General features: G+C 41.8%; 17 protein-coding genes, 2 tRNA genes, 3 rRNA genes and 1 riboswitch. Of the genes, 17 read left to right on the top strand and 5 right to left on the bottom strand.

Translation table 11 applies throughout. The features are described from left to right. The first annotated feature begins 108 nt into the window (after positions 1-108). The 6 genes from recD (at position 109) to rrf (ending at position 7,732) form a co-directional block, all read left to right on the top strand. Entirely contained in the window at positions 109-2,157 is a 2,049-nt protein-coding gene (gene recD, locus A6B40_RS03735; protein ID WP_176671610.1) for an exodeoxyribonuclease V subunit alpha, read from the top strand. Positions 2,158-2,494: 337 nt separating this feature from the next. Continuing rightward, positions 2,495-4,034, top strand: a 16S ribosomal RNA gene (locus A6B40_RS03730). A gap of 88 nt (positions 4,035-4,122) precedes the next feature. After that, positions 4,123-4,199 (top strand) — tRNA-Ile (locus A6B40_RS03725). 72 nt (positions 4,200-4,271) lie between these two features. Continuing rightward, positions 4,272-4,347 (top strand) — tRNA-Ala (locus tag A6B40_RS03720). A 253-nt stretch (positions 4,348-4,600) separates the two neighbouring features. Beyond that, a 23S ribosomal RNA gene (locus A6B40_RS03715) occupies positions 4,601-7,501 on the top strand. Between the two features lie 115 nt (positions 7,502-7,616). Next, a 5S ribosomal RNA gene (gene rrf, locus A6B40_RS03710) occupies positions 7,617-7,732 on the top strand. Together the 16S, 23S and 5S rRNA genes with 2 tRNA genes alongside form the textbook arrangement of a ribosomal RNA operon. Before the next feature lie 232 nt (positions 7,733-7,964). On the opposite strand, the gene pgi is transcribed toward rrf, so the two are convergent. Together pgi and ubiK are read right to left on the bottom strand one after the other, a co-directional pair. Continuing rightward, the gene (pgi, locus tag A6B40_RS03705; protein WP_176671609.1) at positions 7,965-9,605 is read right to left on the bottom strand and encodes a glucose-6-phosphate isomerase; all 1,641 of its coding nucleotides are present in this window, start codon (positions 9,603-9,605) and stop codon (positions 7,965-7,967) included. Positions 9,606-9,643: 38 nt separating this feature from the next. After that, positions 9,644-9,892, bottom strand: a complete 249-nt coding sequence (ubiK, locus tag A6B40_RS03700; RefSeq protein ID WP_025248059.1) for a ubiquinone biosynthesis accessory factor UbiK — start codon at positions 9,890-9,892, stop codon at positions 9,644-9,646. 244 nt (positions 9,893-10,136) lie between these two features. Continuing rightward, a riboswitch (PreQ1 riboswitch) is annotated at positions 10,137-10,181 on the top strand. Between the two features lie 3 nt (positions 10,182-10,184). Here ubiK and queC point away from each other — a divergent pair. The 3 genes from queC to A6B40_RS03685 are packed head-to-tail and all read left to right on the top strand — an operon-like array spanning position 10,185 to position 11,894. After that, entirely contained in the window at positions 10,185-10,853 is a 669-nt protein-coding gene (gene queC, locus A6B40_RS03695; RefSeq protein WP_112111264.1) for a 7-cyano-7-deazaguanine synthase QueC, read from the top strand. Then, positions 10,846-11,268 (top strand): 6-carboxytetrahydropterin synthase QueD, encoded by a 423-nt coding sequence (gene queD, locus A6B40_RS03690; protein WP_112111263.1) that lies wholly within the window; start codon positions 10,846-10,848, stop codon positions 11,266-11,268. The genes queC and queD overlap by 8 nt, the downstream gene beginning before the upstream one ends. Further along, positions 11,268-11,894, top strand: coding sequence for a 7-carboxy-7-deazaguanine synthase QueE (locus tag A6B40_RS03685; RefSeq protein WP_112111262.1), 627 nt, complete (start codon positions 11,268-11,270; stop codon positions 11,892-11,894). Before queD ends, A6B40_RS03685 begins: the two co-directional genes overlap by 1 nt. Positions 11,895-11,992: 98 nt before the next feature. Here the strand turns inward: A6B40_RS03685 and A6B40_RS10135 are convergent, their stop codons facing one another. Both A6B40_RS10135 and A6B40_RS03675 read right to left on the bottom strand, forming a co-directional pair. Further along, positions 11,993-13,327, bottom strand: coding sequence for a hypothetical protein (locus A6B40_RS10135; RefSeq protein ID WP_236966875.1), 1,335 nt, complete (start codon positions 13,325-13,327; stop codon positions 11,993-11,995). 224 nt (positions 13,328-13,551) lie between these two features. Further along, entirely contained in the window at positions 13,552-14,856 is a 1,305-nt protein-coding gene (locus tag A6B40_RS03675; protein WP_176671608.1) for an isochorismate synthase, read from the bottom strand. A gap of 185 nt (positions 14,857-15,041) precedes the next feature. On the opposite strand from A6B40_RS03675, the gene A6B40_RS03670 reads away from it, so the two are divergent. The 4 genes from A6B40_RS03670 (at position 15,042) to priA (ending at position 20,175) form a co-directional block, all read left to right on the top strand. After that, positions 15,042-16,259 (top strand): pyridoxal phosphate-dependent aminotransferase, encoded by a 1,218-nt coding sequence (locus A6B40_RS03670; protein ID WP_112111259.1) that lies wholly within the window; start codon positions 15,042-15,044, stop codon positions 16,257-16,259. A gap of 177 nt (positions 16,260-16,436) precedes the next feature. Further along, entirely contained in the window at positions 16,437-17,345 is a 909-nt protein-coding gene (gene rarD, locus A6B40_RS03665) for an EamA family transporter RarD (RefSeq protein WP_176671607.1), read from the top strand. Then, positions 17,345-17,965: a LysE family translocator gene (locus tag A6B40_RS03660; protein ID WP_176672316.1), complete on the top strand. Its 621-nt coding sequence runs from the start codon at positions 17,345-17,347 to the stop codon at positions 17,963-17,965. Before rarD ends, A6B40_RS03660 begins: the two co-directional genes overlap by 1 nt. Continuing rightward, a complete protein-coding gene (gene priA / locus A6B40_RS03655; RefSeq protein WP_472850269.1) occupies positions 17,962-20,175 on the top strand; it encodes a primosomal protein N' in 2,214 nt (737 codons plus the stop codon). Before A6B40_RS03660 ends, priA begins: the two co-directional genes overlap by 4 nt. Positions 20,176-20,238: 63 nt before the next feature. Here the strand turns inward: priA and A6B40_RS03650 are convergent, their stop codons facing one another. Beyond that, positions 20,239-20,985 carry a YdcF family protein gene (locus A6B40_RS03650; protein ID WP_176671606.1) on the bottom strand — a complete coding sequence of 249 codons (747 nt, stop codon included), beginning with the start codon at positions 20,983-20,985 and terminating at the stop codon, positions 20,239-20,241. Positions 20,986-21,116: 131 nt separating this feature from the next. On the opposite strand from A6B40_RS03650, the gene A6B40_RS03645 reads away from it, so the two are divergent. Genes A6B40_RS03645 through neuC form a run of 4 tightly spaced genes read left to right on the top strand, consistent with a single transcriptional unit; the run spans position 21,117 to position 25,273 of the window. Then, positions 21,117-21,761 (top strand): acetyltransferase, encoded by a 645-nt coding sequence (locus A6B40_RS03645; protein WP_025248049.1) that lies wholly within the window; start codon positions 21,117-21,119, stop codon positions 21,759-21,761. After that, positions 21,761-22,798, top strand: a complete 1,038-nt coding sequence (gene neuB / locus A6B40_RS03640; protein ID WP_176671605.1) for an N-acetylneuraminate synthase — start codon at positions 21,761-21,763, stop codon at positions 22,796-22,798. The genes A6B40_RS03645 and neuB overlap by 1 nt, the downstream gene beginning before the upstream one ends. Positions 22,799-22,852: 54 nt before the next feature. Continuing rightward, complete coding sequence (locus tag A6B40_RS03635) at positions 22,853-24,112, top strand: cytidylyltransferase domain-containing protein (protein ID WP_176672314.1); 1,260 nt, start codon at positions 22,853-22,855, stop codon at positions 24,110-24,112. Continuing rightward, positions 24,113-25,273 carry a UDP-N-acetylglucosamine 2-epimerase gene (gene neuC / locus A6B40_RS03630; RefSeq protein ID WP_176671604.1) on the top strand — a complete coding sequence of 387 codons (1,161 nt, stop codon included), beginning with the start codon at positions 24,113-24,115 and terminating at the stop codon, positions 25,271-25,273. It begins immediately after the preceding gene. Positions 25,274-25,292 lie beyond the last annotated feature (19 nt).

Raw genomic sequence — 25,292 nt, 5'->3', positions numbered from 1 at the left:
CTCAGACTAAAATAATAAATGCGTTAAATTATACGCTGAAAATGAAAAATCCCTTAGAAAATAATGTAAAAAAGATTAGTATTAGTAAACTAATACGAGAAATTTTATATGCTAAATTTATTATTTGAACTGAAAAAAGAGAAGGTGATCTCTGATTTAAACTACCAATTTGCGGTGTTTATTGAGAGCAAACAAAGCAGATATGATTACTCTCAGGCACAAAAAGATCTAGCTGTGTTTCTTGCTGCATTGATGTCTTATCAAGTTGGGTTAGGGCATACGGCGTTACGTTTAAATTCACTAGAACCTTTCAATCTTTTTGAATTAAGAGCAAAACCGCAATGCCAACATTTACTCGAATCTATTTTGCAAAAAATTGGCAAAATCTCACCGCTTGAATGGCAAGATGTATTGAAAGATCACATTGCTTTTAGCCATTCGCCTGAAAAAATTGCCCCAATGCTATTCCAAAATGGTTTGCTTTATTTTTATCGCTATTGGCAGGCGGAGCATAATATTGCGGCTTATTTACAACAAGCGGTCACAAAAAGCATGCTTTTTGAACGTTGGCTTTGCCAACGGCAGCGAAGCTGTGAACAATCCTTACAAAGAATTGTGAATAATTTTTCAGAAAAGTTTACCAATACAGAGCTAAATAAAAACATCCTTGCTCAGCTATTTAGTGAAACTTCAAACTCTCAACAAGAAATCGATTGGCAAAAAGTAGCAGTGGCAACAGCACTGGAGAAGCCTTTTAGTCTGATTTCTGGTGGGCCGGGAACGGGCAAAACAACTACCGTTGTGAAGTTATTGCTCGGGCTTCAACTAAAACAGAAAGAACAAAATCAACCATTTTTACAAATTGCTTTAGCAGCACCAACGGGAAAGGCTGCAGCGAGAATGAAAGAGTCGATTGAAGGAAAATTAGAGGAAGAAAAGCAGCTTTCTCCTGAGTTAATCAAAGTAATTCCAACAGAAGCGATGACAATCCACCGCTTGCTTGGGGCAAGACCTTTAACTGATGAAACAAAATATAATGTGAAAAATCCGTTTCATTATGATTTAGTGGTGCTAGATGAAGCCTCAATGATTGACCTCTCAATGATGGAAAAAATTGTGCAAGCATTAAAACCATCTGCACGTTTGATTATGTTGGGGGATAAAGATCAGCTTGCTTCTGTAGAAGCAGGTTCTATTATGGGTGAGTTAGGTTCATTCTTAGAATACGGCTATAGCCAAGCTCATTGTGATTATTTAAAAGAGGTTACAGGCTATCAAATTGAGGCTGGCAATGCGTTAGCGATTTGTGATTCGCTCGCTCATTTGAAACATAGTTATCGCTTCGGCGAGAAGGCTTGGATCGGCGAGCTAGCTAATGCAGTTAATGAGCAAAACATTAATCACTCTTGGGAGATCTTCACTAAATACCAAGAGAGTGGAAAATTAGAGAATAGAATTTATCCTGAAGCGAAGGAGATGAGGAATAAATTAAATTGGATCGAAAAAAGTATACAAATGGTGGTAGATAAAGCTGTAGAGCTTTATCAGGACTATTTGCAAGCAGTACAACAAAGAGAAGAAAATCCACTAATTGTGAGTGTGAAAGAGATTTTTGTTAAATTCCAAAAGGTACGTTTTCTTTCAGCATTACGTGTGAGTGAATTGGGCGTTGAAAAATTAAATGTGGCCATTGCAGAAGGTTTGCGTAAAGCTGGCTTAGTGAAATTTAACCATAGCCGAGATCGCTATATTGGCAAGCCGATTCTTATAACCGAAAATATGCCAACGAATAAAGTAGCAAGTGGCGACATTGGGATTATTCTACCTGATGAAAATGGAGAAATGAGGGGGTATTTTGATTCCCAACAAGCAGACGGACAATATCATAGTTTGCCACTAAGCAGAATTTCAAATTATGAAGCAGCTTATATTATGACGGTGCATAAATCGCAAGGTTCAGAATTTGAGCATACGGTTTTGGTTTTACCACTAGTGATTTCGCCTGTTTTAACGAAAGAGTTAATTTACACAGCGATTACTCGAGCTAAAGATAAATTTACCCTATTTGGTAGCGAGAAAGTGTGGAAATATAGCGTAGGATCGAAAACTGAAAGACAAAGTGGGCTAAAAGAGCAATTAATTAACAAATTTCGATAGTAGAATAAACAAGTTGTAGCAAAAACATGCAAGCGGTCAAATTTTTTAATTTTTTTGCAAAAAGTGCTTGCGTTCATTTCAGATTTCTCTATAATGCACCCCACACAACGACGCACTGTTGTGAAGAGATTAAGTTTGATTCCGGTGCGTCGTTTTGTTTTGTTCTTTAACAATTTATCAGACAATCTGTGTGGGCACTTGTTGATTGACTTGATTTTAAAAATATTTTTAAAACTTGAAGTCTTAATAGGTGCTAACTAGAAATTCATTTAACTTTTTTAAGTTTTCTTATTAAAGTGTGATTTTATGTCAGCAGTATTGAGCGATTAAACTTTTTGAATTGAAGAGTTTGATCATGGCTCAGATTGAACGCTGGCGGCAGGCTTAACACATGCAAGTCGAACGGTAACAGGGAGAAGCTTGCTTCTTTGCTGACGAGTGGCGGACGGGTGAGTAATGCTTGGGAATCTGGCTTATGGAGGGGGATAACTACTGGAAACGGTAGCTAATACCGCGTAATGTCTTTGGACTAAAGGGTGGGACTTTCGGGCCACCTGCCATAAGATGAGCCCAAGTGGGATTAGCTAGTTGGTGAGGTAAAGGCTCACCAAGGCGACGATCTCTAGCTGGTCTGAGAGGATGACCAGCCACACTGGAACTGAGACACGGTCCAGACTCCTACGGGAGGCAGCAGTGGGGAATATTGCACAATGGGGGGAACCCTGATGCAGCCATGCCGCGTGAATGAAGAAGGCCTTCGGGTTGTAAAGTTCTTTCGGTAGCGAGGAAGGCAGACTTGTTAATAGCAAGTTTGATTGACGTTAACTACAGAAGAAGCACCGGCTAACTCCGTGCCAGCAGCCGCGGTAATACGGGGGGTGCAAGCGTTAATCGGAATAACTGGGCGTAAAGGGCACGCAGGCGGACTTTTAAGTGAGATGTGAAAGCCCCGGGCTTAACCTGGGAATTGCATTTCAGACTGGGAGTCTAGAGTACTTTAGGGAGGGGTAGAATTCCACGTGTAGCGGTGAAATGCGTAGAGATGTGGAGGAATACCGAAGGCGAAGGCAGCCCCTTGGGAATGTACTGACGCTCATGTGCGAAAGCGTGGGGAGCAAACAGGATTAGATACCCTGGTAGTCCACGCCGTAAACGCTGTCGATTTGGGGATTGGGCTTTAAGCTTGGTGCCCGTAGCTAACGTGATAAATCGACCGCCTGGGGAGTACGGCCGCAAGGTTAAAACTCAAATGAATTGACGGGGGCCCGCACAAGCGGTGGAGCATGTGGTTTAATTCGATGCAACGCGAAGAACCTTACCTACTCTTGACATCCAGAGAATCTTGTAGAGATACGAGAGTGCCTTCGGGAACTCTGAGACAGGTGCTGCATGGCTGTCGTCAGCTCGTGTTGTGAAATGTTGGGTTAAGTCCCGCAACGAGCGCAACCCTTATCCTTTGTTGCCAGCGATTAGGTCGGGAACTCAAAGGAGACTGCCGGTGATAAACCGGAGGAAGGTGGGGATGACGTCAAGTCATCATGGCCCTTACGAGTAGGGCTACACACGTGCTACAATGGCGTATACAGAGGGCAGCGACCCAGCGATGGTGAGCGAATCTCACAAAGTACGTCTAAGTCCGGATTGGAGTCTGCAACTCGACTCCATGAAGTCGGAATCGCTAGTAATCGCAAATCAGAATGTTGCGGTGAATACGTTCCCGGGCCTTGTACACACCGCCCGTCACACCATGGGAGTGGGTTGTACCAGAAGTAGATAGCTTAACCTTCGGGGGGGCGTTTACCACGGTATGATTCATGACTGGGGTGAAGTCGTAACAAGGTAACCGTAGGGGAACCTGCGGTTGGATCACCTCCTTACCAAAAATCAAGAAGCGAGAGCTTGAAATGACAGCAAGTGTTCACACAGATTGTTTGATAGAAAGTAGAATAACGGAAACATCCTTTTGGGTCTGTAGCTCAGGTGGTTAGAGCGCACCCCTGATAAGGGTGAGGTCGGTGGTTCAAGTCCACTCAGACCCACCACTCGATTGAGCAAGTGAGCGAAAGTGAACGAGCGAATGCTGAGTGAAAACTGAAAGGAAGGTTATGATGTACGGGGATATAGCTCAGCTGGGAGAGCGCCTGCCTTGCACGCAGGAGGTCAGCGGTTCGATCCCGCTTATCTCCACCAATCATCATACCTAAGATGACAAGCGGTTAAAAACAGTAACTTTTTTGCCATTTTAGGTATGATGATAGTCGAAAGATATCGTCTTTGTTCTTTAAAAATTTAGAAACAAGCTGAAAAACTGAGAGATTTTCGAAAGAAAGTCTGAGTAGTTAAAAAATCTTAGCTGAACAAAGGCAGCTAAGTGTTTAGTTGAATAATATCGCTTCAAATCAATTCGTTTGACTTGTTTAAATGAAAATATTTGAGGTTGTATAGTTAAGTGACTAAGCGCACAAGGTGGATGCCTTGGCAATCAGAGGCGATGAAGGACGTGCTAATCTGCGAAAAGCTTGGATGAGTCGATAAGAGGCGTTTAATCCAAGATGTCCGAATGGGGAAACCCAGTAGGTGAAGAACCTACTATCATTTACTGAATCCATAGGTAAATGAGGCAAACCGGGAGAACTGAAACATCTAAGTACCCCGAGGAAAAGAAATCAACCGAGATTTCGTTAGTAGCGGCGAGCGAACGCGAAAGAGCCAGTTAGTGATAGCGGATTTATTAGAGGAATGAGCTGGGAAGCTCAATCGTAGAGGGTGATAATCCCGTACTCGAAAATATTTCCGTGGTACTAGGCTAACAACAAGTAGGGCGGGACACGTGATATCCTGTTTGAAGATGGGGGGACCATCCTCCAAGGCTAAATACTCCTGATTGACCGATAGTGAACCAGTACTGTGAAGGAAAGGCGAAAAGAACCCCGGCGAGGGGAGTGAAATAGAACCTGAAACCTTGTGCGTACAAGCAGTGGGAGCAGATTTATTCTGTGACTGCGTACCTTTTGTATAATGGGTCAGCGACTTATATTTTGTAGCAAGGTTAACCGAATAGGGGAGCCGTAGGGAAACCGAGTCTTAACTGGGCGTGTAGTTGCAAGGTATAGACCCGAAACCCGGTGATCTAGCCATGGGCAGGTTGAAGATTGGGTAACACTAATTGGAGGACCGAACCGACTAATGTTGAAAAATTAGCGGATGACTTGTGGCTGGGGGTGAAAGGCCAATCAAACCGGGAGATAGCTGGTTCTCCCCGAAATCTATTTAGGTAGAGCCTTATGTGAATACCTTCGGGGGTAGAGCACTGTTTCGGCTAGGGGTCCATCCCGGATTACCAACCCGATGCAAACTGCGAATACCGAAGAGTAATGCATAGGAGACACACGGTGGGTGCTAACGTCCATCGTGGAGAGGGAAACAACCCAGACCGCCAGCTAAGGTCCCAAAGTACTAGTTAAGTGGGAAACGAAGTGGGAAGGCTTAGACAGCTAGGATGTTGGCTTAGAAGCAGCCATCATTTAAAGAAAGCGTAATAGCTCACTAGTCGAGTCGGCCTGCGCGGAAGATGTAACGGGGCTAAAACTAGTCACCGAAGCTGCGGCATCAGTGGTAACACTGTTGGGTAGGGGAGCGTTCTGTAAGCGGATGAAGGTGAGTCGAGAGGCTTGCTGGACGTATCAGAAGTGCGAATGCTGACATAAGTAACGATAAAACGAGTGAAAAACTCGTTCGCCGGAAGACCAAGGGTTCCTGTCCAACGTTAATCGGGGCAGGGTGAGTCGGCCCCTAAGGCGAGGCTGAAAAGCGTAGTCGATGGGAAACGGGTTAATATTCCCGTACTTGGTGTAATTGCGATGTGGGGACGGAGAAGGTTAGGTTATCAGGGTGTTGGATATCCCTGTTTAAGTTGGTAGGTGGAGTGTTTAGGCAAATCCGGACACTTATTAACACCGAGAGATGATGACGAGGCTCTACGGAGCTGAAGTAACCGATACCACGCTTCCAGGAAAAGCCACTAAGCTTCAGATTACACTAAACCGTACTATAAACCGACACAGGTGGTCAGGTAGAGAATACTCAGGCGCTTGAGAGAACTCGGGTGAAGGAACTAGGCAAAATAGCACCGTAACTTCGGGAGAAGGTGCGCCGGCGTAGATTGTAGTGACTTGCTCACGAAGGTTGAACCGGTCGAAGATACCAGCTGGCTGCAACTGTTTATTAAAAACACAGCACTCTGCAAACACGAAAGTGGACGTATAGGGTGTGATGCCTGCCCGGTGCTGGAAGGTTAATTGATGGTGTTATCGCAAGAGAAGCTCCTGATCGAAGCCCCAGTAAACGGCGGCCGTAACTATAACGGTCCTAAGGTAGCGAAATTCCTTGTCGGGTAAGTTCCGACCTGCACGAATGGCATAATGATGGCCAGGCTGTCTCCACCCGAGACTCAGTGAAATTGAAATCGCCGTGAAGATGCGGTGTACCCGCGGCTAGACGGAAAGACCCCGTGAACCTTTACTATAGCTTGACACTGAACATTGAATTTTGATGTGTAGGATAGGTGGGAGCCTTTGAAGATGACACGCCAGTGTTGTTGGAGGCGTCCTTGAAATACCACCCTTTAACGTTTGATGTTCTAACGAAGTACTCGGAACGAGTACTCGGACAGTGTCTGGTGGGTAGTTTGACTGGGGCGGTCTCCTCCCAAAGAGTAACGGAGGAGCACGAAGGTTTGCTAATGACGGTCGGACATCGTCAGGTTAGTGCAATGGTAGAAGCAAGCTTAACTGCGAGACAGACAAGTCGAGCAGGTGCGAAAGCAGGTCATAGTGATCCGGTGGTTCTGAATGGAAGGGCCATCGCTCAACGGATAAAAGGTACTCCGGGGATAACAGGCTGATACCGCCCAAGAGTTCATATCGACGGCGGTGTTTGGCACCTCGATGTCGGCTCATCACATCCTGGGGCTGAAGTAGGTCCCAAGGGTATGGCTGTTCGCCATTTAAAGTGGTACGCGAGCTGGGTTTAGAACGTCGTGAGACAGTTCGGTCCCTATCTGCCGTGGGCGTTGGAGAATTGGTTGGGGCTGCTCCTAGTACGAGAGGACCGGAGTGGACGCACCGCTGGTGTTTCGGTTGTGTCGCCAGACGCATTGCCGAGTAGCTATGTGCGGAAGAGATAAGTGCTGAAAGCATCTAAGCACGAAACTTGCCAAGAGATGAGTTCTCCCAGTCTATAAGACTGTAAGGGTTGTTGGAGACTACGACGTAGATAGGCGTGGTGTGTAAGCGTTGCGAGACGTTGAGCTAACACGTACTAATTGCCCGAGAGGCTTAACTATACAACGCTCAAGTGTTTTTATGAGAAAGAAGAAAACACAAGTGGAGAAACTAAACGCATAAAGAAAAAAATACACTCAGAATAATCAGCTTGTTTTTGAATTTTGACCCAATTATCCCGATGACCATAGTGCTGTGGTTCTACCTGATTCCATACCGAACTTAGAAGTAAAACGCAGTAACGTCGATGGTAGTGTGGTGATTCGCCATGTGAGAGTAGAGCATCATCGGGTTTTACTGAATAGATAGAAGAAAATAGATAACGAAGAATAGATACAGAAAGCGCCCCTAAGTAGAGATACTTAGGGGTTTTTGTTTTTTATTTTATCTTAGCATAGAAGGTTATTTTATAAAATAAGGTATGAAAATGACCGCTTGTAATTTAACTTGATACACAATGTAAGATTTTATAGCGAAGAAAAAGAAAAGGCATAATGTTTTCTCGTTATGCCTTGTGTTTTAATATTATCTCCATGCCTTGAATTGATTGATTAATCCATTCGTTGAGCTGTCGTGGCTGGTGATTTCTTCATTATTTTCCAACTCAGGTAAAATGCGGTTAGCAAGTTGTTTACCAAGCTCTACACCCCATTGGTCGAAGCTGTAGATGTTGAAGATGACACCTTGTACGAAAATTTTGTGTTCGTACATTGCAATTAATGCTCCTAAGCTGTACGGTGTGATTTTTTGTACTAAAATGGAGTTAGTCGGTTTGTTACCAGTGAAGACTTTAAATGGCACGATTTCAACCACTTCTTTCAGCGTTTTACCTGCATCTAAGAACTCTTTTTCCACGACTTCTTTCGATTTACCAAATGCCAAGGCTTCGGTTTGAGCAAAGAAGTTGGAGAGCAATTTGTTGTGGTGATCGCTTAACGGATTATGCGTTTGAGCCGGTGCGATGAAATCACAAGGGATTAATTTTGTACCCTGGTGAATTAGTTGGTAGAAAGCGTGCTGACCGTTTGTGCCCGGTTCGCCCCAAATAATCGGGCCGGTTTGGTGGGTAACCGGTTTGCCATCACGGCCGACAAATTTACCGTTAGATTCCATGTTACCTTGTTGGAAATAGGCAGCGAAGCGGTGCATATATTGGTCGTAAGGTAAAATTGCTTCACTTTCTGCACCTAAGAAATTGTTATTCCAAATACCGACTAAAGCTAATGTGGTTGGAATATTTTTCTCGATTGGGGTCACTAAGAAGTGGTTATCCATTGCGTGAGCACCGGCAAGCAGTTGCTCGAAGTTCTCAAAACCGATAGAAAGGGCGATAGATAAACCGATTGCCGACCATAATGAATAACGACCGCCTACCCAATCCCAGAACTCGAACATATTTGCGGTATCAATGCCGAATTTTTCCACTTCTTTTGCGTTAGTAGAAAGTGCTACGAAATGTTTCGCTACCGCAGATTCATCTTTAGCAAAATCTAATAACCATTTGCGAGCAGAAAGGGCATTCGTCATCGTTTCTTGCGTGGTGAAAGTTTTTGAGGCCACTAACACGAGTGTGGTTTCCGGATTGACTTTGCGTAACACTTCGGCAATGTGCGTGCCGTCCACGTTCGACACAAAGTGCATATTCAGATGATTTTTGTAAGGGCGTAACGCTTCAGTCACCATATAAGGTCCCAAATCTGAACCGCCGATGCCGATATTAATTACATCGGTAATCGCTTTGCCAGTATAGCCTTTCCATTCGCCTGAGATCACTCGCTCGCAGAACTCTTTCATTTTTGCTAGCACTGCATTCACTTCCGGCATTACATCTTTGCCATCAACAGCGATTGGCGTATTTGAGCGATTGCGAAGAGCCACGTGCAGAACTGCACGGTTTTCGGTACGGTTAATTTTTTTGCCCGAGAACATTGCATTTTTTGCCGATTCCAAACCGCATTCGTTCGCTAATTGACGAAGCAACGTTAAGGTTTTCTCGTTGATCGCATTTTTAGAAAAATCGACCAATAATTGATCTTCAAAACGAAGAGAATATTTATCAAAACGGCTGGCATCTTCGGCGAAAAGTTGAGGAATGGAGAGGTTATCTGCTTTATGTTGGCTTAAAGCATTCCAAGCAAAGGTTTGAACAGGATTGATTTTCTGCATTTTTATTTCCTTTTACAAATTTACAAATTGAAATCGGTTTAGGATTGAGCATCTTTAGCTAATTCATCAAGACGCTTTTCTAATTCGTTTAGTTTTTCACGGGTACGAAGCAACACTTGCGATTGCACATCAAACTCTTCACGAGTGACCACATCAAGGCGAGCAAGCTGAGCTTGTAGGATTTGTTTGAATTTTTCATCTAAATCGTTACCGACATTTTTTAAGCCTTGCGGCAGGGCATTGTGTAATTGTTGAGCGATAGCTTCAAGATTCTTTGGGGTAAGCATTGGTTCATTCCTTACAATAAAAACTTCCTCAATTCTAGTTAATTTTGGGTACAAGAGGAAGTAAATTATTTGATTTCTTGCGATAGTTAGAGCATTTAAGTTGCCTTTTTGTTAGAATGCTCGCCTTTCGCAAAATACAAGCTAAAAATTATTCACAATCCTTGTAAGGATTGTTCACAGCTTCGCTGCCGTTGGTAAAGCCGACGTTCAAAAAGCAATGCTTTTTGTGACCGCTTGTATTTATTATTCCGTGGTTCGTAAACCTCCCACGCAAAAAAACTAAGGATATAAAATGACATCTCAAACCTCAAAAGCCGTTGTGATTTTTTCCGGCGGTCAGGATTCGACAACCTGTTTATTCCAAGCCATTGCTGAATTTGGAAAAGAAAACGTGGAAGTCGTCACTTTTCAATATGGGCAACGCCATTCTATTGAGCTGGAAAAAGCAGCGTGGATCGCTAACGATCTCGGCGTAAAGCAGACTCTTATTGACACCTCGGTTATCAAAGCGATTACCACCAATGCTTTAATGAGCGACAATGCGGAAATCAAGCAAGAGGGCAGCACGCCGAATACCTTTGTCGATGGGCGAAATGCGTTATTTTTGCTCTATACTGCCATCTACGCCAAAGGGCAGGGTATTCAAACTATTTTTACTGGCGTATGTGAAACCGATTTCAGCGGTTATCCAGACTGCAGTGATGTGTTCGTGAAATCAATGAACGTCACGCTGAATTTAGCAATGGATTACAATTTCAATATTCGCACGCCGTTGATGTACCTCACCAAAAAGGAAACTTGGGCATTAGCGGATAAGCTCGGAGCCTTTGATTATATTCGAGAACATACCCACACCTGCTATTTGGGCATGGAGGGTGGCTGCCATACCTGCCCGAGTTGCGTGCTGCGTGAAAAGGGCTTGAATGAATATCTAGCGGAGCGAGGTCAAACCAATGTTTAAGATTGCCAAAGAATTTAGTTTTGATATGGCTCATATGCTTGATGGGCACGATGGCAAATGCCAAAATCTGCACGGGCATACTTACAAATTACAGGTCGAGGTGACAGGTGATTTGTACGAAAGCGGAGCGAAGCGAGGAATGGTGATGGATTATTCTGACCTGAAAGCCATCGTGAAATGCCATATTTTAGACCCGATGGATCACGCTTTCATTTACGATTTACATAATGCTCGTGAGAGCCAAGTGGCACAACTTTTAATCGACTTAAAATCGAAAGTTTATGGGATTCCAAGTCGCACCACCGCCGAAGAGATGGCGAAATATATGTTTGAAAAGCTGGAAAAGATGGGGCTACCGGTTAGCCTGATTCGCCTTTGGGAAACGCCAACCTCTTATTGTGAGTACAGCAAATAATGGCGGCGTTAATTTCTAATCCGACTTTTCCGATTGTGGAAATTTTTGAAAGCTTGCAAGGAGAAGGCTTTAATACCGGAATGCCGGCGATTTTTGTCCGCTTTGGCAAATGCAACCTCACTTGCCCTTGGTGCGATACCAATTACAATCAATTTGTGGCTTGGACATTGAGCGAGATTCTTGCCAAAGTCAAAAGTTATTCGGCAAAAAACGTGATTATTACAGGCGGAGAACCGACTATTCAGCCGAATTTATCCCTGTTGCTTGAACAGCTGAAACAAGCGGGCTATTTTTTGGTGATTGAAACCAATGGTTTAAAAGAGATTCCGCCACAAATTGATTATATCGCGACCAGCCCGAAGCGAATGTATCAGGAAAAATACCAGCGTCGCTGTATTGAATTTGCCAATGAAGTGCGAATTGTGGTGGACGGTGAAGTACAAGAGTTCTGCGAACAGCTAGAAACTCAAATTAAAGCTGATCATTACTACCTTTCCCCCTGCGAAGTGGACGGCAAGATGAATCTGCTGGAAACCATCACTCAGTTAGGGCTGCTGAATCAAAGAGCGAATAAACCCAAATGGCAACTGAGTATCCAAACCCACAAAATTGTGGGGATTGAGTAAGTAGAAGCTAGAGGATAATTTTCTATGTAAATTTAAAAGACTGAGCCAATATTATCCAGACTCAGTCTTTTTATTTCAGTTTTAAGCAGAAGATAACTTTATTTTTTCTCGCCAACCATTATTGCTTGCCAGCTCTCGCTTTTTGCTTCACCGATTAAGTATTTTTGGTCTCCAGCCCCTTTTGCAGAATCAATAAATTTAATATCCATTACAGCCTTCTCCATACCTTGACTGTAGTTCTGTTTACGTTCATTTAATATTACAGATATAACAGGGTTGTCTGCTGTTGGAGAAATTACTAAACTTTTTGTATCACCAGTGATTGTAAAGATAGGTTTTACGGAATTTTCATCACTTATATTACCGTTTGCCTTACCATCTTTGAATTCAATGTTTACATCTGCCAGTTTATTTAAACGTGCTTCAAACTCTTTTATACCTGCATTTGCACCATATACAACCCCTCCTTTTTTGTTATAAGTGGCTGTTAAGTCTTGAGATACTTTACTGTTAACACGATTTTCATCATAAATAACAAAATATTTACTGAATTTATCCGCTTCTTCTACAAGAATATTACTTTGTGTATCGTGATAAACGCCATAAAACAGATCTCCGCTACGTCCTATTAGATAATCAGCATTTTGATCAGATGTTAGTTCTCCAGTAGGAATATCTGCCAATGGTAGTATGATCTGGTTCTTTTCTTCAATAATTGGTTTGCCACTAACGCGATCATATTTTGTTGGGCTATCAGGTTTATCAACTAAAATAAATTTATTGAGTGTAATAGTTTGTTTTTCTGCATCAAGCATTACTGTCCCAATGTTATCAAAAGATCCATCTATTTTCTTTTCAGGTATTGAAGAAGCAATTTGTGTTGTTGAATGAGCCACTTCTTGCTGATCCTGTATTCGAGAATTATTTTGACTTTGGGTATTATTTTCCTCCTGAGGAACATTCTGTGCCTGAGGAGCATTCTGTGCCTGAGGAGCATTTTGTACCTGAGGAGCATTCTGTGCCTGAGGAGCATTTTGTGCCTGAGGAGCATTTTGTGCCTGAGGAGTATTTTGTGCCTGAGGAGTATTTTGTGCCTGAGGAGTATTTTGTGCCTGAGGAGTATTTTGTGCCTGAGGAGCATTTTGTACCTGAGGAGCATTCTGTGCCTGAGGAGCATTTTGTGCCTGAGGAGCATTTTGTGCCTGAGGAGTATTTTGTGCCTGAGGAGTATTTTGTGCCTGAGGAGTATTTTGTGCCTGAGGAGCATTTTGTTCCTGAGAGGTATTTTTCTGCTTTTGGCCATTATTGTGTGTTTCTGGAACTAGCTTAGGCTGGCTCGGTGTTGAAGACGAACCTCCGCTACCGCTCCCTCCGCAAGCACTTAAAACTAAAGTTGCAGCAAATGTTAAAATTAATTTTTTATTGAATTTCATTCAGTTATTCCTTAAATATAAAAACGAAACTGCGAGGAGTCTATCACATTTTTTATATAAAATAAGAATGAGTGGTCTGAGGAGTGTTACGTAAACGTTTCCCTTATGAAAATTTTTTAATTGTGAAATATATACTACTAATTTTGTAGTGGTAATGTGTTTTGTTAGGAAATTGGAAATGAAAATATAGAAATAATTAAGAGATTAAGTTCTGGAAGTCTAGCTTACAGATCCTCTTTTGTTACTAAATCAATATTCAATAGTTTAGCGATACCTTGTGATTTACGTTTAATTTCTTGCCATTCCGATTGTGGATCGGACGCCTCTACAATGCCGGCTCCTGCATAAAGCGTAATTGAGTTTTGTGAAATTAAGGCAGAACGGAGTGTTACGCAAAATTCGGCTTCATCATTACCCATTACCCCCAAAGTGCCTGCGTACCAATGGCGGGTAAAGGGTTCATTTTCAGTGATAAATTGTTTTGCTTTTGGACGAGGCAGCCCTGCTACCGCAGCAGTTGGGTGAATACGGTTTAAGCAATCACTATCAGTAATATTTTGTTTTAGCCTTGCTTGAATTTGGCGGCGTAAGTGTTGCACATTGTGTAGCCGCTTGATCTTTGCTTCAGATACATCAAACTCAGCCACACAATCTGCCAGATTATTTTCAATATCATCAACCACTAATTGATTTTCGTGGATATTTTTCGGGTCGCTTAATAACCATTGTGCATTTAATTCTGTTTGCGTTTCACTTGGTGTAACCGCTGCTGTGCCGGCGAGAGCTTCAGTAAAAAGTTGCTTGTCTTTGCGGTGATATAAACGCTCTGGGGTTGAGCCAATGAAGGCGATTTCTTTACTTTCAGCCCAGAGGAAATGGTAGCAACCTTGATTGATTTGACGACTTTGTGCAATCAAATCATAGCTGCAAATCGGTTTTTCAAAATGCAGACGGATGGCGTTTGCCAATACCACTTTTTGGAATTTGCCTTGTCCAATAGCACAAATCGCTTTGTTGATATTGCTTTCCCATTGCTCAAAACTGCTGGTTGCTGCAACGGATTGCAACGGATTATCGGACAAGCTCAATTCTTCAATATGCTCAAAATTTGCAATAAATTGTGCAAAAACAACCGCTTGTTGCTCCATATTATCGCTATCGAAATAGAAACAAGCGGTCAAATTTTGCTGATTTTTTACCAATGAGAATTGAGGCAAAATAAACTGAGTGTAACCTTCAAATTGTAATCCGCCGATTAGAGGCAAATTATGTTGTTGAATAAAGGCTTGTGCGGTTTCAAGGGTATGAAATTGACGAATTGCTCCCACAGTTGCAATTGTCTCATCTTTATCACGATATTGTAGAAAAAAGTGTGGATAGTGCTGATTTTGGGCTTTTAACCAACCAAGTAGCGATAAATCAGTTTCAAATAACGACACGGAGGCTTGAATGGTCACCAAACCTTCCCCTTTTCCCATATTTGAATAACTTTTTATAAGTTCTTGTTTTAATAGGTTAAAAATAGACATCTGCAAAAAAATGAAAAAATTATACCGCTTATTTTTAGCTGATTTTAAAAAAGGTCATTATTTTAACGCATTTCCTCTTTTTTTTCCTCCCAAATTAGAGTAATGTTTGTAAATTCATTCCAAAATATCGATTTTTTAAACAATGATATAAGCAAATAGCAGATTAATTATATAGGAAGTCAGCAATGGAACTTTTTCCCAAATCAGATAAATTAGCACAGGTTCGTTATGATATACGCGGACCAATTCATAAAGAAGCTCTCCGTTTAGAAGAAGAAGGGCATAAAATTTTAAAATTAAATATCGGTAATCCTGCTCCATTTGGATTTGAAGCTCCAGATGAAATTTTAGTTGACGTCATTCGTAACTTGCCAAAAGCACAAGGCTATTGCGATTCAAAAGGTTTATATTCAGCTCGTAAGGCGATTGTGCAATATTACCAATCAAAAGGTATGCGCGGAATGGACGTGAACGATGTTTATATTGGTAACGGTGTTTCTGAGCTGATTACGATGTCGATGCAGGCATTACTCAACGATGGTGATGAAATTTTAATTCCTATGCCTGATTATCCGTTATGGACGGCAGCCTCAACTTTGGCTGGTGGCAAAGCGGTGCATTATCTGTGCGATGAAGAAAATGAATGGTTTCCAGATATTGAAGATATTAAATCGAAAATCACGCCACGTACAAAAGGGATTTTAGTAATTAACCCAAATAACCCAACAGGTGCAGTGTATAGTCGACAAATCCTACTTGAAATTGCGGAGTTGGCTCGTCAGCATAATTTAATTATTTTTGCTGACGAGATTTACGAAAAAATTATTTACGATGGTGCGGTGCATCATCATATTGCAGCTCTAGCACCTGATTTATTAACCGTTACTTACAATGGTTTGTCTAAGGCTTATCGTGTGGCAGGCTTTCGCCAAGGTTGGATGGTATTAAGTGGACCAAAACATCAAGCCAAAGGTTTTATTGAAGGCTTGGATATGCTTTCGTCAATGCGTTTATGTGCGAATACGCCAATGCAGCACGCTATTCAAACCGCATTAGGCGGTTATCAAAGTATCAATGAATTTGTGTTACCGGGAGGTCGCTTACTTGAGCAACGTAACAAAATGCACGAATTGTTAGTGCAAATTCCGGGCATTAGCTGCGTGAAAGCGAAAGGGGCGTTGTATATGTTCCCGAAAATTGACACTGAAATGTACGGCATTAAAGATGACCAAAAATTCATCTATGATTTGTTACAACAAGAAAAAGTATTGTTAGTACAAGGAACCGGCTTTAACTGGCATAAGTCGGATCACTTCCGTGTCGTAACATTACCTTATGCACATCAAATTGAAGAAGCAATTGGTCGCCTTGCAAATTTCTTAAAAACCTATCGTCAAGATTAGGTTGAATCAGCCTTCCCCTCTTTTATCTGAAGAGGGGATTTTATTTCTATAAATTCATATTATTTCGTATGTTTTTGAATAGCCCAGTTAACTTCATTTAGATGAATGATTACTCTTCTTTAGAAAAGAGGAGCGAGGGAGATTTGAAAAACTAGCAACAACTAATTTCTTATCACTATGTTAAAAGGCATTCTTTTATCGCTTTCAGCCTCTATTTTATTCGGCTGTATGTACTATTTAGCGATCTTTCTAAAACCGTTGGCAGGTGTGAGCATTTTCGGCATTCGTATGCTGGTTACGATTCCTTTTCTTTTCCTCGCCCTTTTTCTTTTTAAAAAGCAAAACGAATTTCTTGAGTTTCTAAAAAGACTTAAGCGAGAGCCTCATTTATTACTGGTTATTTTAATCACGGCATCTATTGTTGGTGGGCAGATGTGGCTGTTTTTATGGGCTCCCAATAGTGGCAAGGCTATTGAAGTTTCAATGGGCTATTTATTGATGCCGATTATTATGGTGGCATTTGGAAAAGTGGTTTATAAAGAAATGCTTTCATTTAATAAATGGCTGGCGATTATTGTGGCTTTTGTAGGCGTTACCAGTAATATTCTGCTCGCAGGTAAAATTTCTATTGAAAGCTTATTTGTTTGCACAGGTTATCCAATTTATTTTTACCTCCGCCGCAAATTTGGTTTAAGCCATTTAAATAGCTTTATGATGGAAATTTTATATTTACTTCCTGTTGCTCTATATTTTATCAGCCAGCTTGATATGCAATATGTAGAAACACAAAATCCAAATATTTACTATTTTATTGCGTTACTCGGATTAATTAGTGGCACGGCCTTAATTAGCTACACCCTAGCCAGCACGATTCTACCTTTTTATTTACTCGGGTTATTGGGCTATGTAGAGCCATTGTTAATGCTGGTGGTTTCATTTTTAATTGGTGAAAGATTAGAGAGTGAATCTTATATCTTGATGGCTTGTTTGCTGATTTCGATTTTATTTTTGGTGTTAGATGGTATCATTGCTTTGCGGCAACAGTACAAAAAGCGAAAGCTACTATCTAGTTTAAGTGATGAATGATGAGTGATATTGTAAATTATTGGGGATTTTTAACCGCTTGTATTCTGCTTAACCTCACACCAGGTTCAGATACTATCTATATTTTAACTCGAACGATTGCAGAGGGGAAAAAAGCAGGCTTAATGTCTTCACTCGGCATTCTAGTAGGCATTTTATGCCATATTCTTGCTGTTTCACTTGGGCTTGCTGGCATTGTGGCACATTCGCCGACTTTATTTAATTTTCTGAAATATGCTGGGGCGATTTATCTTTGTTATCTCGGTGCTAAAATGTGGCAAGAACCATTGGTACTAGAAAAAATTATCTTAGATAAACTTCCGCTGTGGAGTATATTTCGTCAAGGCTTGATTACCAATTTATTAAACCCGAAAGTGTTACTCTTTTTCTTGGCGTTATTGCCACAATTTGTTTCCCATAATTTAGAAAATACCTTTATACCTTTTATGTTACTAGGGCTGACGTTTTTGTCCACCAGCATTATTTGGGTAAGCATTTTAGTATTAGCTGCTGCACCTGTTGGAGATTTTTTACGGCATAATCAAAAGGTTGGGGGTCGGTTAAATAAAATTTGTGGTTCGATTTTTATCGGACTTGCAATCAAAATTGGTTTAGAAAAGTGAGATTAATCAAAGTGGCACTGAATGTGCCGTTACATCGTTATTTTGACTACTTACTGCCCGACGAACTCAATGTTTGCAAGGGTAGCCGAGTAGTTGTGCCTTTTGGTCGCCAAACCAAAATTGGTATTGCGGTTGATTTTCCGCAAGAGAGTGATGTTCCCTCTGATAAGCTCAAGCCGATTACAGCTGTTCTGGATTTAGAGTCAATTTTTGACGATGAAATGTGGCAACTTTTAACGTGGGCAGCTCGCTACTATCACGCTCCTGTGGGCGAAGTGCTAAACAGTGCTTTACCAGTGAAACTTCGCAATGGCGATTCTACAGAACGCTCCCAGCCTGATTATTTCGTGGTAACGGAACAAGGACGGAAATCCTTAATTATCGGAGAAAATAAAAAAGCTAAAAAACAAGTTGAGCTTTTAACCGAGCTTGCTGTATTTACAAAATTTTTTGAAAAACCGACCGCTTGTAGCCCTTCTGCTTGGAAAGGCTTATTAGAAAAAGGTTATGTTGAGAAAATTGACGTGCCTTTTGTCGCACAATCGTGGCAACAATCGCTTGGTGAGTTGCCGTTAGTAAATGTGCAAAATCGCCTTACGTTGAATAAACAGCAAACTTTAGTGGTTAGCCGTTTAAATGTACAAAATGATTTTGCTACTTTTTTGTTGAATGGGGTAACTGGTTCGGGCAAAACCGAAGTTTATCTACAATTCATCGAAACTGTGCTAAAACGCAAACAACAGGTGCTGGTACTTGTGCCTGAAATTGGGCTAACACCACAAACGGTACAACGTTTTAAAGCACGCTTTAATGTGGAAATTGATGTTTTACATTCCAATATGAATGAAACTGAGCGTTTAAATGCGTGGCTGCGAGCTAAAAATGGCGAAAGTGCGATTGTGATCGGCACACGCTCTGCTCTGTTCACTCAGTTCCACAATTTAGGAGTGATTATTTTAGACGAGGAGCACGACAGTTCGTTTAAACAGCAAGAAGGCTGGCGGTATCACGCTCGAGATTTGGCGGTGCTGCGAGCGAAAAATGCAGATATTCCCATTATACTAGGTTCAGCAACTCCAAGCCTTGAAAGCCTGCAAAATGTGCAAAACGGCAAATTTGTGGAACTTGCTTTAACTGTCCGAGCCGGAAATGCTCAACTTGCTCACCAGCAAATTATCGATCTCAAAACCCAGCGGATTACCTCTGGTTTATCTGAGCGTCTGCTCTCAATGATGAAAAAACATTTGGGGCAAGGCAGTCAAGTGATGTTGTTTTTAAATCGCAGAGGCTTTGCTCCGGTCTTGCTTTGTCACGAATGCGGTTGGATTTGCGAATGCGAGGCGTGCAATAAGCCGTTCACTTACCACCAAAAACAGCGAGTGCTACGTTGCCACCATTGTGCTACGCAGAAAGTGATTCCTCGTCAGTGCGGACATTGTGGCTCAACCAATCTCATCACAACCGGCGTGGGAACAGAGCAGCTCGAACAGGTGCTGAACGAGCAATTCCCAAACTACCAAGTTACTCGAATTGACCGAGATTCCACCGCTCGCAAAGGCACGCTCGAAAATCATTTGGCGGATATCCGAGAGGGGAAAAGCCAAATTCTAATCGGTACGCAAATGTTGGCGAAAGGGCATCATTTTCCGAATGTGACTCTGGTTGCGATTGTGAATGTGGATTCCGCCCTGTTTTCGGTGGATTTCCGAGCGGAAGAACGGTTGGCTCAACTCTATTCGCAAGTGGCAGGACGTGCTGGGCGTGCGGAGAAAAAAGGCGAAGTGGTGTTGCAAACTCATTACCCTGATCACCCATTGCTCAAAACTTTGTTAGAACAAGGCTACGCCGAATTTGCGAACGAAGCCCTCAAAATGCGAAAACTAATGATGCTACCGCCATTCTCTTCGCAAGCTCTGTTTCGGGCAACCGGCAAAGATAACGCCCAAACCTTGGCGGTGCTAGAAAAGTTAAATGGTTATTTTCAACAAAAAATCCAGCAACTCAATTTGCAAAATGTCCAGCTTTTACCACCGCTTGCTGCCCCAATGGCAAAAAAAGCAGGGCATTACCGCTGGCTGTTGCTTATTCAACACCCGGCACGCAATGCCCTACAACAGCTGTTAGATTGTTTTGATCAGGATAGAGAAAGTTTGGAGATCCCGGCGAATATTAAACTTAGTTTGGATATCGATCCGCAAGAAATCAGCTAAACAAGCGGTCATTTTCTCCCTCTTTTTGCAAAAAATAAGGCAGGTTGAACCTGCCTTATAATGTTATTTACTTTCCTTCCAATACCCAATCCACTCTTTTAATGCCAGCATATTGCTGTTCATCGCTCCGGCTTGCGGAACAAAGTGCATAAAGTTGAGCTTGTAATGATCAGGTGTATCACCCGAGCCGACACTTGCCGGTAGCACATCAAAACCTTGTTGTTTGAACAGCATTTCTGCTCGTTTCATATGCCATTGGTTGGTGACAAGAACAATTTTATTGATGTTCTCTTTTTCCAAAATTTCACGACTAAAAATGGCATTTTCTTTAGTGGTTTTGGCTTTGTTTTCGAGCCATTTGGTGTCAATGTTGAAGAACATTTTAAATTCATCTGCCATAATTTTAGCTTCAGAAGTGCCATTAGGGCTGCTGCCGGTGGCTAAAATCGGCAAGCCTGTCTTTTTATGTAAGTAAGCAGCATAACGCATTCTTTCCAGTGGAATACCTGGAATCGCGAGTTTTCCAAATAGTTCTTGGCTATCCCGTAAGCCGCCACCTAGTACTACAATCGCTTGGGCGGTTTTGTATTTTTCAATAGTAGGCTCTTCGCCTTCAAGTAAGGAATCGCCCAATTTTTGTGAGGTGTAAGGAATACTGAAAATATATAAAATTGTAATGCCAAGCAATGCAAAAAAATAAGCGGAGTATTTATAGCCGATTGCAAAGAGAATTAATGCTAACAACCATAATAGAATAATATTAAATGGCGGTAGGATCATTGCGGTGATAAGTTTAACCAGTTCAAACATAAAATGATTTATTGTAAAGATGGATGAGTTATAAGGATTTATTTTCCTAGATTATCAACGAATTGTCTATTTTTCTAAATTAAAAAGTATTAAAATATTTCATTTGGAGAGTTATGCTTTGAGATAGTAGTATGCAACAGCAATTAAAAAGAGAAAAATTGATTTTAATTGGTGCAGGTGGCTATGCGAAATCAGTGTTGGATTCGCTTGATGTTGAACAATATGAATTCTGCGGGTTTATAGATAATTTTAAACCAGAAGGAAGTAGCCATTTAGGTTATCCTGTACTGTCATCAACAGTGCAAGATTTTAAAAATCAAGAGAATTATAGTTATTTCGTTAGTATCGGTGATAATACTCGCCGATTAGAAAAATTTTTAAAATTGCAGCAGCTAGGCTGCAAAATCATTAATGTAGTGGATAAAACAGCGTTAGTGTCAAAGAACTCAAGCCTTGGTATTGGGGTGTTTGTGGGCAAAATGGCGATTGTAAACAGCGGTGTAACAGTGGGCGATAACGTAATTATCAACACTAAATCATTGGTGGAACACGGTTGTTTTATCGGCAATCACTGCAATATTTCCACCAACACGACACTAAACGGCGATGTGATTGTCGAAGATTATGCTTTTGTAGGCAGTTCCTCTGTGATCAACGGTCAATTAAGAATTGGTGAAAGTGCATTGGTGGGTTCCGGTGCGGTTGTGATTAGAAATGTGGAGCCTCGCACGGTGGTGGCCGGGGTTCCGGCAAAATATATTAAGGATATAAAATAATGGCAAATGTATTTATTGTGGCAGAAATCGGTTGTAACCATAACGGTGATCCGGCGTTAGCCCAAAAAATGGTGGATGTCGCGAAAGAGTGTGGTGTGGATGCGGTGAAATTCCAGACCTTCAAAGCGGATAAATTAATCTCAAAATACGCTCCAAAAGCGGAGTATCAAAAAGTCACCACCGGCACGGCGGATTCTCAATTAGAGATGACCCGCAAATTAGAGCTGCCTTATGATGAATTTGTGAAGCTGGAAGCCTACGCTCGTTCATTAGGCTTGGAAGTGTTTTCCACTCCATTTGATTTTGAATCCATCGACTTCTTAGCCAACCAGCAGCAAAAGGTGTGGAAAATTCCATCGGGCGAATTAACCAATTTGCCATATTTGGAAAAAATCGCACGCTTGCCGATTGCTGGCAAAACCATTGTGATTTCCACCGGAATGGCAACGATCGAAGAAACCAAAGCCTCACTGAAAGTGTTGGAAGACAACGGCGTGGCGAAAAAAGATATTACTATTTTGCACTGCAACACCGAATATCCAACGCCATACGAAGATGTGAACCTCAACGCCTTCCACCAACTCAAACAAGAGTTTGGCGAATATAGCTTAGGTTTTTCCGACCATTCGGCAGGCTATTTCGCAGGTTTAGCAGCAGTGCCTTATGGCATTACCTTTATCGAAAAACATTTCACGCTGGATAAAAATTTTGAAGGGCCGGATCACAAAGCGTCTGTTACTCCAGATGAATTGAAATTGCTCTGCGAAGGCATTCGTGCGGTGGAAAAATCCCTCGGTTCGTCTGAAAAATTGGTGACTAATTCGGAGGCGAAAAATAAAATTGTGGCACGCAAATCGATTATTGCGGCTCGCCCAATTAAGAAAGGCGAAATTTTCACGGTGGAGAATATCACCACCAAACGCCCGGGCAATGGTATTAGCCCAATGTTCTGGTACGAAGTGCTAGGAAAAGCAGCCGAACAAGATTTTGAAGAAGATCAATTAATTCAAGATTCTCGCTTCGAAAATCAATTATAATATGCAATCTGAGGTTCCAAGCCTCAGGTTTTCTCTATACAAGCGGTCAAAATGATGAAAAAAATTGCAATTATTACAGCTCGAGCCGGCTCAAAAGGGCTGCCGAATAAAAACGTGTTGTTAGCGGACGGCAAGCCGTTAATGGCGTACTCCATTGAAGCGGCGATTGAATCGAAACAGTTTGACAAAATTATTGTCAGCACCGATTCGCAGGAATATATCGATTTGCTCTCGCACTATCCGATTGAATTTATCAAGCGTGCCGAGCATTTGGCGAGCGACAAAGCCAGCTCGTTCGTGGTGATTGAAGATGTGCTGAATCAATACAAATCGGTGGATTTCGACTATTTCGTCTTGCTCCAGCCGACCTCGCCATTACGCAGTGCCGAACATATTCGTGAAGCGTGCGAGAAATTTGAGCGTAATTTTGAGCAGTTTGATTTCTTGGTGTCGGTGTCTGATGCCCATAAGCCGACAACGCTTACCCGTGTGATTGAAGAAGATGAAAGCTTAAAACACTTCCAACTGGATTATTCCAATTATGCTCGCCAGCTTTATCGCCCTGAATATTCGCCAAATGGTGCAATTTTCTCGGCAAAACCGATCGCTTACCTTGAGCAAAAACATTTCTATGGGGCGAAATGTTTGGCATATTTTATGGATAAAGATGTCTCTATTGATATTGATGATCGCCAAGATTTTGAATATTTCTACTTTATTCTGCAGCAACGCAACAAAGAGAAAGTGCTGCTTGAAACTATTAAACGCTCGATTTTAATGAAAAAACAGAACTTCCGTGAAGTGAAAGAGATTGCGTTAATCGGGCATTCAATTATCGAATATTGGGATATTGAACATTTAAACGGTAAAGCAGTCAATAACTTAGGTATTGCCGGCATTTCTACCAAAGAATATAGCGAACTGATTTTAGACAAAGGCTTGATTTCCGCCTTGCCGAAAGATGTAGTGTTGATGTTCGGCACAAACGATTTGGTGCGTAACGCATGGAGCGATGAGAAAATTCTTGCTGACATCAACCGTTTAATTGCTCAATTAAAAGCAATCCGTTCTGATATTCAGATTTCATTCTTGGAAATCACCCCAACCGTATTCCGAGTGGATCGCAATAACAACGATATTCGCCTGTTAAATCAATATCTGAAAGCGAATTTAGCGGTGAAATGGATTGAACTAGATAAAGCCTTTAGCGACAAATATGGCAAGCTCGATTTAGCTTACAGCAATGACGGTTTGCACTTAAATGCAAAAGGTTATGAAAAATTGACCGCTATTTTGGAAAAAGAATTAAATTAAATGAAACATATTGCTTATATCACTGGCTCTCGTGCCGAATATGGAATTGTCAAACGCCTGTTGAAAAAATTGGAGCAAGACCCAGAGCTGAAATTCTCGCTTGTGGTCACCGCAATGCACCTTGCACCGCAGTATGGCAATACGGTAAATATCATTGAGCAAGATGGTTTTGATATTGCCGCTCGCATTCCGCTTACTCTCAACAGTGAAAATAACCAAACTATCATTCACTCAATGGCGGAATGCTTAGACAAATTTGGTGAGCATTTCCAACAAGTGAAATATGATGCGGTGATTGTGCTAGGCGACCGCTACGAAATGTTAGCGGTGGCAACAGCAGCTGGAATGCACAACATTCCGCTTATTCATTTGCACGGTGGTGAGCAAACTTTAGGTAATTATGATGAATTTATCCGCCACTGCATCACTAAAATGTCGAAATTGCATTTAACTTCAACCGAAGCTTATCGCCAGCGTGTGATTCAAATGGGCGAACTGCCGGAAAATGTGGTGAATACCGGTTCACTTGGGGCAGAAAACAGCTTGGGTTTGGCATTACCAAGTCGTGCGGAATTGGTGGAAAAATTATCCATTCCAAATAGCCCTTATTTCTTGGTGGTGTTCCACCCGGAAACCTTGACGAATGTGTCGGTGCTTGAACAAATTGATGCGTTATTAAATGCCTTTGAGCAGTTTAAAGATCAATACCAATTTGTCTTTATCGGCTCAAATTCGGACACCAATTCCGAGCAGATTTACCAACGCTTTAAAAACTACACCGATGCTAATCAGTTTGCGTTTTTCACCTCCGTTAAACCGGAAGAATATTTGGCGTTAATTCAATATTCCCAAGGCTTAATTGGTAACAGCTCATCAGGCTTGATTGAAGCCCCAAGTTGTGGAGTCGGCACGCTGAATATTGGCAATCGCCAACAAGGGAGAGTGCGTGGCGAATCAGTGATTGATGTGGAAAGCGATGAAAAATCCATTATCGAGGGCATCAAAAAATTGATTTCTGCCGAGTTCCAAAATCGATTACCTGCAATGAAAAATCCATATTTTCAAGACAATGCAATGGAAAAGGCTTACAATGCCATCAAAAAATTCTTGTCGGACAGCAAAAACAGTCAGCCGAAAGGGTTTTATGATGCAAGCTTCTAACAAGCGGTCGAAAATGGAC

Source organism: Mannheimia varigena, from assembly GCF_013377235.1.
GTDB lineage: Bacteria > Pseudomonadota > Gammaproteobacteria > Enterobacterales > Pasteurellaceae > Mannheimia > Mannheimia varigena.
The sequence above is the reverse complement of the archived record's forward strand: the minus strand, read 5'-3'. Positions and strand labels throughout refer to the sequence as shown.

Excerpts from the sequence above, each read along its gene's own strand:
- A6B40_RS10135 (WP_236966875.1), bottom strand. The coding sequence starts at position 13,327 with ATGAAATTCAATAAAAAATTAATTTTAACATTTGCTGCAACTTTAGTT.
- rarD (WP_176671607.1), top strand. The coding sequence starts at position 16,437 with ATGTTAAAAGGCATTCTTTTATCGCTTTCAGCCTCTATTTTATTCGGC.
- recD (WP_176671610.1), top strand. The coding sequence starts at position 109 with ATGCTAAATTTATTATTTGAACTGAAAAAAGAGAAGGTGATCTCTGAT.
- neuB (WP_176671605.1), top strand. The coding sequence starts at position 21,761 with ATGGCAAATGTATTTATTGTGGCAGAAATCGGTTGTAACCATAACGGT.
- A6B40_RS03660 (WP_176672316.1), top strand. The coding sequence starts at position 17,345 with ATGAGTGATATTGTAAATTATTGGGGATTTTTAACCGCTTGTATTCTG.
- neuC (WP_176671604.1), top strand. The coding sequence starts at position 24,113 with ATGAAACATATTGCTTATATCACTGGCTCTCGTGCCGAATATGGAATT.
- A6B40_RS03670 (WP_112111259.1), top strand. The coding sequence starts at position 15,042 with ATGGAACTTTTTCCCAAATCAGATAAATTAGCACAGGTTCGTTATGAT.
- pgi (WP_176671609.1), bottom strand. The coding sequence starts at position 9,605 with ATGCAGAAAATCAATCCTGTTCAAACCTTTGCTTGGAATGCTTTAAGC.
- queD (WP_112111263.1), top strand. The coding sequence starts at position 10,846 with ATGTTTAAGATTGCCAAAGAATTTAGTTTTGATATGGCTCATATGCTT.
- A6B40_RS03685 (WP_112111262.1), top strand. The coding sequence starts at position 11,268 with ATGGCGGCGTTAATTTCTAATCCGACTTTTCCGATTGTGGAAATTTTT.
- A6B40_RS03645 (WP_025248049.1), top strand. The coding sequence starts at position 21,117 with ATGCAACAGCAATTAAAAAGAGAAAAATTGATTTTAATTGGTGCAGGT.
- A6B40_RS03650 (WP_176671606.1), bottom strand. The coding sequence starts at position 20,985 with ATGTTTGAACTGGTTAAACTTATCACCGCAATGATCCTACCGCCATTT.
- queC (WP_112111264.1), top strand. The coding sequence starts at position 10,185 with ATGACATCTCAAACCTCAAAAGCCGTTGTGATTTTTTCCGGCGGTCAG.
- ubiK (WP_025248059.1), bottom strand. The coding sequence starts at position 9,892 with ATGCTTACCCCAAAGAATCTTGAAGCTATCGCTCAACAATTACACAAT.
- A6B40_RS03635 (WP_176672314.1), top strand. The coding sequence starts at position 22,853 with ATGAAAAAAATTGCAATTATTACAGCTCGAGCCGGCTCAAAAGGGCTG.
- A6B40_RS03675 (WP_176671608.1), bottom strand. The coding sequence starts at position 14,856 with ATGTCTATTTTTAACCTATTAAAACAAGAACTTATAAAAAGTTATTCA.